Raw genomic sequence first — 13,001 nt, forward strand, 5'->3', positions numbered from 1 at the left:
AAGGACGAGGCGCGCGCTCAGGCCCCGCCAAGAACTCATATGCGATACCCCTGCGTGCCGCGGGGGAGACCGCCCGTTCAGGGATGAGTTTTTGTCTGGCCGCCGTTGCAGCCCGAAATCAGGCTTCGAGGATGCGCGCGAGCAGCCAATAGCCGCCGAGCAGGCCGATCACCGCGGACACTGCATAGACCAGCCCCGCCGCCCTCACCGGTTCGGACCGATCCTGAGCACTCAGTCGATCGGCAAGCCGGAGGATCGGCAATGCGACTGCCACGATCGCGACTTGTCCGATCTCCACGCCGATGTTGAAGGCGGCGAGCGCCGGCACCGCTGCGTTCGTTGGCAGCCCGATCTCGCGGAGCACGCCCGCGAAGCCGAAACCGTGGATCAGTCCGAACAGAAAGGCCATGCGCCAGCGCCTGTCGACATCGCGCGAGAAGAAGTTCTCCACGGCGACGAAGACGATCGAGGCCCCGATCGCAGGCTCAACGATGCGGCTCGGGATGACGAGGACATCAAGCGCAGCCAGCGACAGGGTGATCGAGTGAGCAATTGTGAAGGCCGTCACGATCTTGACGACCGGGATGAGCCGCCTCGCCCACAGCATCACGGCAATCAGGAATGCGATGTGATCGTAGCCGAGGAAGATGTGCTCGATGCCGGTGAGGAGATAGCGCTGCATCGTCGACCACAGCGGCGGCGGCGCGGTCGAGAGCGTGACCGTCGTGTTGCCGGCGTCGAGCAAGGCCTGCGTCTCTGATCTGCCCTGCGCGATCAGCACGACCTGTCGCGCGGCCGGGTCTTTCTCGGTCAGCACGGTCGAGCGATAGATGAGGTCGCCGGGGGCACCGGCGCAGGCAAAGCTGTTGCGGTAGATGACGCCGTCGCCGTCCGGCAGGATCGCTGCATCTCCGGCCGAACAAGCCCTGGCACCGCCCGTTACAGCCAGGTGCGCGCTCATATAGACGAGGATGGCGGATCTGGCCGCTTCGACCGCGGCGGGATCGACTGCGTCCCGTTTCGCGTCATAGGTCTTCGTGCCGATCAGGCGATCGACATCGCTGCCCTTCAATCCGAGCTCGACACTCACCGTGCGATCGGGAGTCAGCGCGACGCGCGCCGTGACGAGGTTGACCTGGTGCGCCTCGGCCGGGACAGCGATGCCGAGCAGCGCCGCGAGCCACAGCAGAAGCGGCCACCTCACGAACCCGCTCCGTTGCTGTCACGCCAGCACATCTGCGACAACTGCCTTCAGGACATCCCTCACATCGGCCGGCCTCAGCCGCACCTGCAATCCGCGCTGACCGCCATTGAGGTAGACCAGATCATGCGCAAGGGCGCGCTGCTCGATCACGGTGCGCACCGGCTTGCGCTGGCCGAACGGGCTGATGCCGCCGACCTTGTAGCCGGTGACCCGCTCGGCCTCGGGCGGCTTCATCATCTGCGCCGACTTGCCGCCGGCCGCAGCGGCAAGCTTCTTCATCGAGACTTCCTGGTCGGACGGCACGACCACGCAGACCGGCTTGCCGTCGACCTGCGCCATCAGCGTCTTCAGGACCCGCGCCGGGTCCTCGCCGAGGGCGGCAGCCGCCTGTAGGCCGATGCTCTCGGCGTCGGGATCATAGTCGTAGGTGTGAACGGTGAAGGCGACACCGGCGGCTGTGAGCATGCGTGTAGCGGGCGTGACTTTGGACATGAGCCACGTTTACCACCGTCAGTGCGAGGAGCGAAGCGATGTGGCGCAAGCCCGCACCAGCCAATGGCTGTCGTCGCCCGGCTTGAACGGGCGATCCAGTACTCCGAGGCGGTCGCGATTGAAGCGATGGACCGGGGCTACTCCGCCGCGTCCCGCATCTCGGCGCGCTCGGCCCTGACTGCACAGAACTTGAACTCCGGGATCTTGCCGAACGGGTCGAGCGCCGGGTTGGTCAACAGGTTCGCCGCCGCTTCCGCGTAGCAGAACGGCATGAACACCATGTTCTCCGGTACGTCGCGGTCGGAGCGGACCTTGACCTCGACGGCACCACGCCGCGTCTCCAGCCGAATGAAATCGCCGGGCGCGAGCTTCTTCCTGCCCATGTCCTTGGGCGACATGAAAGCGACGGCTTCGGGCTCGATCTGGTCGAGCACCTGGGCGCGCCGGGTCATGGAGCCGGTGTGCCAATGCTCCAGCACGCGGCCGGTCGAGAGCACCATCGGGTATTCGTCGTCGGGAATCTCGTCCGGGGGGATGACCTTGGCCGGCACGATCTTGCCGCGCCCGCTCGCGGTCGGGAATCCCGTGGTGAAGATGATCTCGTTGCCCGGCTTGTTCGGATCGTCCGCCGGATAGGTGACGGCACCTTCGCGCACCAGCCGTTCCCAGCTGATGTTCTTGAGCGACGGCATCAGCTGCGCCATCTCGGTATAGACATCGCCGGGACCGCTATAATTCCACGGCAGGCCCATGCGCTTGCCGATCTCCTGGATGATCCAGAGATCCTGCCGCGCGTCGCCGGGCGGCTTGATCACCTGGCGCGCGAGCTGCACGCGGCGGTCGGTGTTGGTGAACGATCCCTCCTTCTCGGCGAAGGCCGAGGCCGGCAGGATGACGTCGGCGTGGAAGGCGGTCTCGGTGACGAAGAGATCCTGCACCACGAGATGATCGAGCATGGCCAGCGCCTGGCGGGCATGCTGGAGATCGGGATCGGACATCGCGGGGTTCTCGCCCTCGATATACATGCCCGTGATCTCGCCGGCGTGGATCGCATTCATGATCTCGACCACGGTGAGGCCGCGGACGGGATCGAGATCCTGCTGCCAGAGCTTTTCGAAAGCGCCGCGCAGGTCGTCGCGCCCAACCGGCTGGTAGTCCGGCAGGAACATCGGGATCAGGCCCGCGTCCGAGGCGCCCTGCACGTTGTTCTGGCCGCGCAGCGGATGTAGGCCGGTGCCGGGACGGCCGACCTGGCCGGTGATCAGCGCCAGTGCGATCAGGCAGCGCGCATTGTCCGTGCCATGGACGTGCTGGCTGATGCCCATGCCCCAGAAGATGATCGACGACTTCGCCCGCGCATAGGTGCGCGCCACCTCGCGGAGAGTTTGTGCCGGGATACCGCAGATCGGCTCCATCTTCTCCGGCGTGAACTCCTTGATCTTCTCCTTGAGGTCCTCGAAGCCCTCGGTATAGCCGGCGATGTACTGGTCGTCGGTGAGGCCTTCAGTGATGATCGTGTTGATCATCGCGTTCAGCATGGCGACGTCGGAGCCGGGCTTGAACTGCAGATGCCTGGTCGCATGGCGCGACAGCGTCTGCCGGCGCGGATCCATCACGAACAGCTTGGCGCCGTTCTGCTTGACCGCGTTCTTGATGAAGGTCGCGGCGACCGGATGGTTCACGGTCGGGTTGGCGCCGATCACGATGATGACCTCGGCATCCATCGCCGCTGCGAACGGCGCCGACACCGCGCCCGAACTCAGGCCCTCGAACAGCGCCGCGACAGAGGAGGCGTGGCACAGGCGGGTGCAGTGATCAACGTTGTTCGAGCCGAAGCCGGTGCGCACCAGCTTCTGGAACAGATAGGCCTCTTCGTTCGAGCCCTTGGCCGAGCCGAAGCCGGCCAGCGCCTTGACGCCCTTCTCGTCGCGGATCTTGACGAGGCCCTTGGCCGCGATGTCGAGCGCCTCTTCCCAGCTCGCTTCACGGAAATGGGTGAAGGGATTGGCGGGATCGACCTGGTCGTTGGCATCCTTCTTCGCGTTCGGCAGCCGCACCAGCGGCTTGGTCAGGCGATGCGGGTGGTGGATGTAGTCGAAGCCGAAACGGCCCTTGACGCAAAGACGATTATGATTGGCGGGGCCGTCGCGGCCCTCGGCGTAGATCACCTTCTCGTCCTTGACCTCGTAGGTGACCTGGCAGCCGACGCCACAGAACGGGCAGAGCGAATCCACCTTCCTGTCCGCGTAGGTCACGCGGGTCTGCTTGTCGTCGAGCATCACGGCCGGCATCAAGGCGCCGGTCGGGCAGGCCTGCACGCATTCGCCACAGGCGACACAGGTGGACTCGCCCATGGGATCGTCGAAGTCGAACACGATCTTGGCGCCATGGTTGCGATAGGCCATGCCGATGACGTCGTTCACCTGGACCTCGCGACAGGCGCGCACGCAGAGGCCGCACTGAATGCAGGCGTCGAGGTTGACGCGCATCGCCGGATGGCTGGCGTCGGTCGCCCAGCGCTCGGCGGTGGGGAAGCGGCTCTCGGTGACCCCCGTCGTCTCGGCCCAATGCCAGAACTTCGACTCCGGATCGTGCGAGGTCTCGCGCGCCGGCTGGTCGGCGACCAGCAGTTCCATCACCATCTTTTGCGCGGCAGTCGCGCGCGCGGACTCGGTTTTCACCTTCATGCCGACAGACGGCGCGCGCTTGCAGGACGCCGCGAGCACGCGCTCGCCTTCGATCTCGACCATGCAGGCGCGGCAATTGCCGTCGGGGCGATAGTCCGGTGCCGGCGAATAGCACAGATGCGGGATCTCGCGGCCCTGGCGCTTTGCCACCTGCCAGATCGTTTCGCCGGGATTGGCCTCGACCTGCTTGCCGTCGAGTTCGAACGTAATCTTGGTCATTCGGCCGCTTCCTTGAACTCGTCAGGGAAATATTTGATCACGGTGGCCAGCGGATTCGATGCCGCCTGTCCGAGCCCGCAGATCGAGGCATCGCGCATCGCCTGGCTCAATTCTTCCAGCAAGGCACGGTTCCAGACCGGCTTCTGCATCAGCAGCGCCGCCTTCTGGGTTCCGACGCGGCACGGCGTGCACTGGCCGCAGCTCTCGTCCTCGAAGAACTTCATCAGGTTCAGCGCCGCCGCGCGCACGCTGTCCTTTTGCGACAGGATCACGATCGCGGCCGATCCGATGAAGCAGCCGTATTTCTCGAGCGTGCCGAAATCGAGTGGAATGTCGTCCATCGACGCGGGCAGGATGCCGCCGGACGCGCCGCCCGGCAGGTAGGCATAGAACTGATGGCCATCGGCCATGCCGCCGCAATATTCTTCGATAAGCTCGCGCACGGTGATGCCCGCGGGCGCAAGCTTCATGCCCGGATTCTTGACGCGCCCGGAGACCGAGAAGCTGCGCAGGCCGTGGCGTTCATGACGGCCATTGCCCTTCCACCACTCGGCGCCCTTCTCGACGATGTCGCGTACCCACCACAGCGTCTCGATGTTGTTGATCAGCGTCGGCAGGCCGAACAGACCGACCTGGAACGGATAAGGCGGCTTGTGCCGGGGCAGGCCGCGCTTGCCCTCGATGCTCTCCAGCAGCGAGGATTCCTCGCCGCAGATATAAGCGCCGGCGCCGCGCCGCATGTGCAGCGTCGGGCCGCCCGGCGGAAGCTTTGCGATCTCGCGCTCCAGGATCTCGCGCGAGGCGGGATATTCGTCGCGCAGATAGATGTAGACGTCGCTCGCCTGCACCACATGCGCGCCGATCAGCATGCCCTCGATGAAGCGATGCGGATCGCTTTCGAGGTAGACGCGGTCCTTGAACGTGCCGGGCTCGCCCTCATCGCCATTGATCGCCATCAGCCGCGGGCCGGGCTCGCCGAGCACCGCGCGCCATTTGCGCCCGGTCGGGAAGCCGGCGCCGCCGAGCCCGCGCAGCGAGGCGTCGTCGAGCGCCTTCAGCAGATCGTCTTTCGACAATTCGCCCGATCGCACGCGGCCCAGCAGCTTGTAGCCGCCCCCGGCGACATAGGCGTCGTAGTCGACATATTCGGGCAGATGCGCGTGAGTGTCGCCGGCCGTGGCCGCCGCCATCACATTGGCGACGGTCGCATGATCGACGAAGTTGTGACCGACTTCCGCAGCAGGCGCGGTATCGCAGCGACCGACACATGGCGCACGCACGACGCGGATGCCCGGTCCAGCTTTGCTTTGCAGATCTTGCAGCAGCTTCTCGCCGCCGAGCATCGCGCAAGTGAGTGAATCGCAGACGCGGATCGTCAGCGGCGCGATGTCAGGCTCACCTTCCTTCACCACGTCGAAATGGGCGTAGAAGGTCGCGGTCTCGAACACCTCGGCGAAGGCAAGCTTCATCTCGTCGGCCAGCGCAGCGAGATGCGCGGCCGAGATCTGATGGTACTTGTCCTGGATCAGGTGCAGATATTCGATGAGCAGGTCGCGCCGCCGTGGGCGGTCGCCGAGCAGCAACTCGATTTCATGCGCAGCAGCCGGATCGACCTGGCGTCCCTTCGGGGTCGCCTTGGCGCGCCGGCGTCCCTCCCCGGGATGCTCGAAGGAGCGGACCTTGTGCACATCGTCATGGCTCATCGATTCGTCCCGATCTCGACTTTTAGAACGACTCCACTTGTAGCTTTTGGCATGCCAGATGCCAATAAATTTCTCGTGCGCTCGGAAGCAGTTACGCACAGCTCAGGGGTAACCTGGATCGCTGACGGGCGCGACTTTGCGTTCATCAGCGCGCCAACCCCCAGAGCGAAGCCTTTATTGATCTCCAGATCAATAAAGGCTTCCCATGCTGCGATAGCGAAAACCTATCGATGTCCAGTCCGCAGCATGGTAGCGCGAGGTCCATGCCCCGGATACGCGATCAGAAAATCTTGACCGCGCTCTCCAGCGTCTTCCAGACACCCCATGCGAGCGGAATGCCGACGAAGGCCCAGAACAGCGCCGCCCTGGCGTCGAGCCCGCCAAAGCCGATGCCGTAGGAGCCGTGCGGTCCCGAGGCGGCTGCGCTGGCGCTCGCGGCCTGGAGCTTGGCGACGTCGGCATCGCTCATGTGCCACTTCGAATCGACGGGCTTGATCAGGTAGTTGCAGATCAGGCCCGCGACCAGCATGGCGCAGAGGATGTACATGGTGGTGTTGTAGAGCTGGTCTCGGGGAACGCCGGCCGCGAGCTGGAACTCACGAATGTAGTTCACCACGACCGGGCCGATGATGCCGGCGGTCGACCATGCCGTCAGCAGGCGTCCGTGGATGGCACCGACGAACTGGGTGCCGAACATGTCCGCGAGATAGGCCGGCACGGTGGCGAAGCCGCCCCCATACATCGACAGGATGATGCCGAAGCCGAGCACGAAGAGCAGCTTCGAGCCCATCGCCGCGAAGGTCGGGGCCAGCGCGTAGAGCACGATCCCGAGGATGAAGAACGTGTAGTAGGTGTTCTTGCGTCCGATCTTGTCCGACAGCGAGGCCCAGAAGAACCGGCCGCCGATGTTGAACAGCGACAGCAGGCCGGCGAAGCCCGCGGCGATCGCCGCGATCTGCGCCTTCTGTCCGGCGTCGAGCTGGTTGAAGCCGACGTCGGGGAGGCCGATCAACTTGCCGGCGAAGATTTCCTGAAGCATCGGCGAGGCCATGCCGATCACGCCGATGCCGGCGGAGACGTTGAGGCAGAGCACCCACCAGATCAGCCAGAACTGCGGTGTCTTGTGCGCGTCATTCAGGTGGACGTTTTTCTTGGAGATCATCGCATTGGCCTTGACCGGCGCCGTCCAGCCCTCGGGCTGCCAGCCGGCCGGCGGAATGCGATAGCGGAACGCGCCGATCATCATGAACACGAAGTAGATGACGCCCATCGCGACGAACGTCTCCCAGACGCCGACCGAGCTCGGGCTCTTGAAGTAGTTCATCAGGAGATTCGCCAGCGGCGCGCCGATCATGGCACCGCCGCCAAAGCCCATGATGGCCATGCCGGTCGCCATGCCGCGGCGATCCGGGAACCATTTCACCAGCGTCGACACCGGCGAGATATAGCCGAGGCCAAGACCGACGCCGCCGATCACACCCGAGCCCAGCCACATCAGCCAGAGCTGGTGGGTGTAGATGCCGATCGCGCCGAGAAACAGGCCGCCGCACCAGCACAGAGCGGCGACGAAGCCGGCCTTGCGCGGACCGACCCGCTCGAGCCAGCCTCCCCAGATCGCGGCGGAGACGCCGAGCAGCACGAAGAACAGCGTGTACATCCAGCCCAGGCTGGCGACCTTCCAGTCGCAGCTCGTGGTGAACAGCTCCTGCCACAGCGACATGTCCGGACAGGCCTTCGGCGCCGTGATGCCGATCGCGCGCGACAGCGGCAGCCAGAACACCGAGAAGCCGTAGGCCATGCCGATGCACAGATGGATGCACAGCGCGGCGGGCGGCACCAGCCAGCGATTGAAGCCGGCCGTGGCGATCGTGCGTTCACGATCGAGGAAGCCGGAAGCACCAATCGGTGCAAGAACAGTATCGGCAGTCGTCATAAGCATTACCTCCCAAGCGCGGCCTTGCCGGCACGTCGGTTTGAGACCGGTCATGTGCGAGCTTGGTAGCCGCGCATGACAGGTCGGACTTCATGCCGAAGCGGAATCATCTGGTGCGCATCGCGTCACGTGCGCCGGGCAAGCTGCCGATCGCGGGTTGTCCCCTCGCAAAGCAGCGTTGCAGTGACGGCTATTGCGCCCTCATCCCCCCTCAACACCCTGTCCTGAGATGAGCAACGCGCGTGCCAGAAGTCGCATCGTGACGATTCAACGACTTCCCGCAACGCAACGCGCCGCGCCGGACAGAATGTCCTGGAAGCCTCGGACAAAATGTCCAATCAGGACGCTTCGGGCAGCCACACCGTGAATGTACTTCCGGAGCCGACGCGGCTTTCGGCCGTGATCTGTCCGCCCTGGCGCTCGATCAGCGTCTGGCTGATGGAGAGGCCCAGACCGGTGCCTTGCCGCCGCTTCGTGGTGTAGAAGGGATCGAATATCTTTTCGATTACCTCAGTGCTCATGCCGATGCCGGTGTCGGCGACCTCGATGGCGACGCCTCGATGCCCGTCGCGCTCGGCATCGAAGGAGCGGAGCGTCAGGGTTCCGCCGTCCGGCATGGCGTGTATCGCGTTGACGATGAGATTGACCAGAACTTGCTGCAGCTCGTTGCGGTTCATCAGCACGAGCCGGTTGGCGCGGTCGTCCCTGACCACGGCGATCTCGGTCTTGTTCAGAAGATGCTGCACCAGCGGCAGGCAGTCGGAGATGACGCTGGTCGGCGCATGGCGCTCGACATAGCCGGCATATTCCTCCGGCCTCGCGAACTGCAACAGCTTGGTCACGATCTGGCTGATGCGGTGAATCTGCTCGTCGAGCAGGCGAAACTCGACCTTGGCCTTGTCGGCATCGGCCCCGAACACGCTGCGGATGACGTCGAGATTGCCCTGCATCACCGCGATCGGATTGTTGATCTCGTGCGCAACGCCGGCGGTGATCTCGCCGATCGCAGCCAGCTTCTCGGACATGATGAGCTGCTTGGTAGTTGCCTCGAGCTTGAGATTGGCGTGCTCGAGGTCCCTCGTGCGCTCCCGCACGCGGACGTTCAGTTCCTCATTCCATTCCCGGAGCTGCCGGTCGCGTTCCTGGATCTGGTCGAGCAGGCTGTCGAGATGAACCGCGACGCGGCCGATCTCGTCACCCAGCACCGGCATCCTGGTGCGGGCGGAGAGGTTCCCGCGCTCCACCTCGGTGATCGTCGCCGTGACGCGCTCCAGCGGCATGAAGATGGAGCTCGCCCAGCGCAGGAAGATCGGCACGGTCGCGCCGGTGATGATGATGAACGCCGCGATGATGATCACCAATGTCTGGTATTTGGCTTCGCTGAAAGGCTTCTCCAGGAAGCCGACATAGAGCATGCCGACCCGTTTGCCATAACTGTCGACCAGCGGCTCGTAGGCGGAAATGTACCAGTCATTGACCACGAAGGCGCTGTCGAGCCATGTGCGCCCCTCGCCCAGCACGGCCGAGCGCACCGCCGCCGACACGCGCGTACCGAGCGCGCGCCGTCCCTCGAACAGGCGCACGTTGGTGGATATCCGCACGTCGTCCAGGAACAGCGTGGCGGTGCCCTGGCTGCCCTCCGGCAGGCTCGCCGCGCGATAGACGAGATCGTTGATCGTGTCGATGAATTCCAGATTCTGGTTGAGCAGCGTGCCGCCGACCAGCGCAGCGGCGCCACCGTCGGGCAGCATCGCCCGACTCGCCGCATGCACGACCATGCCGCGCGTCTCCGTGCTGCGGTCGGTCGGCACCGCGTTCGGGGTCGGCACGAGGTCCAATCGCGCGCGCTCGGCCAGGGCCAGCGAAATTGCGGCGAGCTCGTCATTGCCGAAGATGTCGATGCCCGTCGCAGGGACTTGGCCCGACAGCGCCGACACGATGATCGGCCAGTCGCTTCTCGGACGACGCTGCAACGGCGGCGATGAGGCAAGGACGTCGCCGCGACTGTTGGTCAGATACAGGAAATCGAGACCGATCTCCTTGCGGGTCTCCTCGAGCAGATCCCGCAGGGTGCCGCGCGCATCCGGCGCCAGCACTTCCTGGAAGCGGGCCGACAGGCTGAGCGCCCGGATCTGGACGCCGGTCTTGTCCAGGATGCGGGCGAGATATTGGTGGGCGATGGTGAGATCGCCGTTCACCTTGGAGATCAGGGTCGCGTCGAATTTCGCGTTCCAGCGATAGATCGCAACGCCGAGCAGGAGCGGCAGGATGACCAGCATCGGCAGCAACGCGATCGCGAGCAACCGGAAGCGGACGGAGCGTCCCCGCACGGGCTCGTCGCTGCGGCCGGCAGCATCAGACATCCCACAACGCGCATTTGCGGTCGATGGTCTTGCGCGAGATACCGAGGCGCCGAGCCGCCTCCTCGCGGTTGCCATTGACCTCCTTCAGCACGCCGAGAATGTGACGGCGCTCCAGCTCCGCGAGACTGTCGGCGGGCGCCGACTGACCGTCGTTGCGGGGACCGGCGAAATCGTCGGGGAAGGCACCGAGGATCAGCGTGCGCTCGATCAAGTTGCGAAGCTCGCGCACATTGCCCGGCCAGTCATAACTTGCGAGCGCCGCCCGCACCGAGGCGTCGATCGGCACCGGCGGCATGCCGAGCTGAACCGACAGCTTGCTCATGAAGATGGTGGCAAGCTCCTGCACGTCGTCGCCGCGATCCTTCAGGAGCGGCAGGCGGATCTGCATCACGTTGAGCCGGTAGAACAGATCGGCTCGGAAACGGCCCCTCTCGACCTCCTTCTGAAGCTCGGCGTTGGTTGCGAAGATGAAGCGCAGGTCGACCGGAACTTCACGCTCGGAGCCGACCGGACGGACGCGGCGGTCTTCGAGCACGCGGAGCAGCTTGCTCTGCATCGGCAGCGGCAGCTCCCCGATCTCGTCCAGGAACAGCGTGCCGCCATGCGCGTACAGGAACAAGCCTTCGCGCCCCGAATCGGCACCGGTGAAGGCGCCCTTGATGTGTCCGAACAGCTCGGCCTCGATCATGTCGGGCGGGATCGCCGCGCAATTCACGGGCACGAAGGGCTTGTCGGCGCGATCGGACAGCGAATGGATCGAGCGCGCTGCCACTTCCTTGCCGGTGCCGGATTCACCGGTGAGGAGAATCGAGGTCGGCAGGCGCGCGACGCGCGCGATGGTCTCACGTACGCGCAGCGTCGCTGCCGATTGTCCGATCAGATTGTCGCGCAGAAAGGTGCGGTCGGACGAGGCCCGCAGAGCGTAGCGCAGGACATAATTCTCGCGCTGGAGGCGGACACGGTCGAGGCATCGCGCCACCGCGTTGAGGATCTGGTTGGAGCGGAACGGCTTGAGCACGAAATCGGCCGCACCGGCGCGCAAGGCCTGGATCGCGGTGTCGAGGTCGGCATAGGCGGTGATCAGGATGGCATCGGCGAAAAAGCCGACGGCGCGCTGCTCGGCGAGCCAATCGACGCCGTTCTTGCCCGGCATGATGTTGTCGAGAATGACGACGTCATAGCGGTTGGAGTCGAGCTTGCGCGAGGCCTGGTCGGTATCGGCCGCCTCGTCCACCAGCTTGCAGCGCGGCGCGAGCGTGCGCACCAGGAAATTGCGCATGCCCGGCTCGTCATCGACGATCAGGATGGAAGCCTGCGCCAGCGCGCTGAACTCCGGCCCTGCAGCCGCCTTGCCGAGCTTGACGGCAGGCTCGCGGCCCACTGCAGGACTTGCGGCCCTCGATGTTGAGAAAGTCATCTCCGATGTCTTAGGTTTGAGATCATCCACCGCAGTAATCGGCGCCTTTCGCATTGCAGCGAAGCTCCGGCCGTTTCCCCCTGCGGGCGCAGCATAGTCAAACGTCGCCGCCGTGAACATTCGCCTTTCTACGGGGCGCCGCTCTTTTCGACCAGGAACACGATGCGCGCCTCGTTGCGCTCGGTGATCTCGACCTTGTCGCCGGTCTCGCGGATCAGGTTCGGAATGTCAATCACCGACAGGGGATCGGTGCAGTGAACCTCGAGCTGGTCGCCCGGCTGCAAAGGCTTGAGCGCCTTGCGCGTCTTCAGGGCGGGCAGCGGGCATTTCAGCCCGGTGAGATCGAGCATCGTTCTGGTCATGGCCGCAACATGGCGGGACCAATCGATCGCGTCAACGCAAAGGCGCCTAGAGCAGATCGGCGTAGGACAGGAAGCCGACGTCCTGCCCCGGCTCGACATTGGTGATGTCCTCGCCGAGCTCGACGAGGCCGTCAGTCTCGACCAGCGAGGACAGCAGCCCGGCCCCCTCGCGCGGGAACTTGATCGCCTCGAGCGCACCGTCCTGCGCGCGCCGCAGGGAAGCGCGCACATATTCGCGCCGCCCGGCCTTCTTCCTGTAGGCAAACGCCGCACGCAACGGGATGGGCGTCAGCGGCTCCGGCAGGCCACCCGCCAGCGCCAACACCGTCGGCCGCACCACATGGACGAACGTCACGAAGCTCGCGACGGGATTACCGGGCAATCCGATCAGCGGCGTGCCGCCGATGATGCCCATCGCCACGGGACGGCCGGGCTTGATCGCCATCCGCCACAGCACCAGCGAGCCGATGCTCTCGACCGCGGCCTTGACGTGATCCTCCTCTCCGGTCGAGACGCCGCCGGTGGTGAGGATCAGATCATGGTCGCCTGCAACCTGCTTCAGGCCGCTTGCAAGCGACGTCCGCTCGTCGCGCAGAACGCCGAGATCGCTGACCTCGCAGC

General features: G+C 65.0%; 9 protein-coding genes. All 9 read right to left on the minus strand.

The genetic code is table 11. From position 1 onward, the window contains the following. Positions 1 to 118: 118 nt before the first annotated feature. Positions 119 to 1,204, minus strand: a complete 1,086-nt coding sequence (locus AX729_RS15145) for a HupE/UreJ family protein (protein ID WP_061024352.1) — start codon at positions 1,202 to 1,204, stop codon at positions 119 to 121. An 18-nt stretch (positions 1,205 to 1,222) separates the two neighbouring features. Further along, positions 1,223 to 1,696, minus strand: a complete 474-nt coding sequence (gene ybaK / locus AX729_RS15150) for a Cys-tRNA(Pro) deacylase (RefSeq protein ID WP_061024354.1) — start codon at positions 1,694 to 1,696, stop codon at positions 1,223 to 1,225. A gap of 137 nt (positions 1,697 to 1,833) precedes the next feature. Continuing rightward, positions 1,834 to 4,602 carry a formate dehydrogenase subunit alpha gene (gene fdhF / locus AX729_RS15155; RefSeq protein WP_061024356.1) on the minus strand — a complete coding sequence of 923 codons (2,769 nt, stop codon included), beginning with the start codon at positions 4,600 to 4,602 and terminating at the stop codon, positions 1,834 to 1,836. After that, positions 4,599 to 6,305 (minus strand): NADH-ubiquinone oxidoreductase-F iron-sulfur binding region domain-containing protein, encoded by a 1,707-nt coding sequence (locus AX729_RS15160; RefSeq protein ID WP_061024357.1) that lies wholly within the window; start codon positions 6,303 to 6,305, stop codon positions 4,599 to 4,601. Before AX729_RS15160 ends, fdhF begins: the two co-directional genes overlap by 4 nt. A gap of 280 nt (positions 6,306 to 6,585) precedes the next feature. Beyond that, on the minus strand, positions 6,586 to 8,238 hold the full coding sequence (locus tag AX729_RS15165) for an OFA family MFS transporter (protein ID WP_061024359.1): 1,653 nt from the start codon (positions 8,236 to 8,238) through the stop codon (positions 6,586 to 6,588). Between the two features lie 338 nt (positions 8,239 to 8,576). Continuing rightward, positions 8,577 to 10,601: a sensor histidine kinase gene (locus AX729_RS15170; protein WP_061024361.1), complete on the minus strand. Its 2,025-nt coding sequence runs from the start codon at positions 10,599 to 10,601 to the stop codon at positions 8,577 to 8,579. Further along, positions 10,594 to 12,018, minus strand: a complete 1,425-nt coding sequence (locus AX729_RS15175; protein ID WP_082770440.1) for a sigma-54-dependent transcriptional regulator — start codon at positions 12,016 to 12,018, stop codon at positions 10,594 to 10,596. The genes AX729_RS15170 and AX729_RS15175 overlap by 8 nt, the downstream gene beginning before the upstream one ends. Positions 12,019 to 12,146: 128 nt before the next feature. Beyond that, a complete protein-coding gene (locus AX729_RS15180; RefSeq protein WP_061024365.1) occupies positions 12,147 to 12,380 on the minus strand; it encodes a sulfurtransferase TusA family protein in 234 nt (77 codons plus the stop codon). A 46-nt stretch (positions 12,381 to 12,426) separates the two neighbouring features. After that, positions 12,427 to 13,001, minus strand: a 575-nt coding sequence (locus AX729_RS15185; protein WP_245325205.1) for a molybdopterin-binding protein, incomplete at its 5' end; no start/stop codon positions are given.

Origin of the sequence: Bradyrhizobium sp. CCH5-F6 (assembly GCF_001556045.1) — a bacterium.
Classification (GTDB): Bacteria; Pseudomonadota; Alphaproteobacteria; order Rhizobiales; family Xanthobacteraceae; genus Bradyrhizobium.

Excerpts from the sequence above, each read along its gene's own strand:
- fdhF (WP_061024356.1), bottom strand. The coding sequence starts at position 4,602 with ATGACCAAGATTACGTTCGAACTCGACGGCAAGCAGGTCGAGGCCAAT.
- AX729_RS15160 (WP_061024357.1), bottom strand. The coding sequence starts at position 6,305 with ATGAGCCATGACGATGTGCACAAGGTCCGCTCCTTCGAGCATCCCGGG.
- AX729_RS15180 (WP_061024365.1), bottom strand. The coding sequence starts at position 12,380 with ATGACCAGAACGATGCTCGATCTCACCGGGCTGAAATGCCCGCTGCCC.
- AX729_RS15170 (WP_061024361.1), bottom strand. The coding sequence starts at position 10,601 with ATGTCTGATGCTGCCGGCCGCAGCGACGAGCCCGTGCGGGGACGCTCC.
- AX729_RS15165 (WP_061024359.1), bottom strand. The coding sequence starts at position 8,238 with ATGACGACTGCCGATACTGTTCTTGCACCGATTGGTGCTTCCGGCTTC.
- ybaK (WP_061024354.1), bottom strand. The coding sequence starts at position 1,696 with ATGTCCAAAGTCACGCCCGCTACACGCATGCTCACAGCCGCCGGTGTC.
- AX729_RS15175 (WP_082770440.1), bottom strand. The coding sequence starts at position 12,018 with ATGACTTTCTCAACATCGAGGGCCGCAAGTCCTGCAGTGGGCCGCGAG.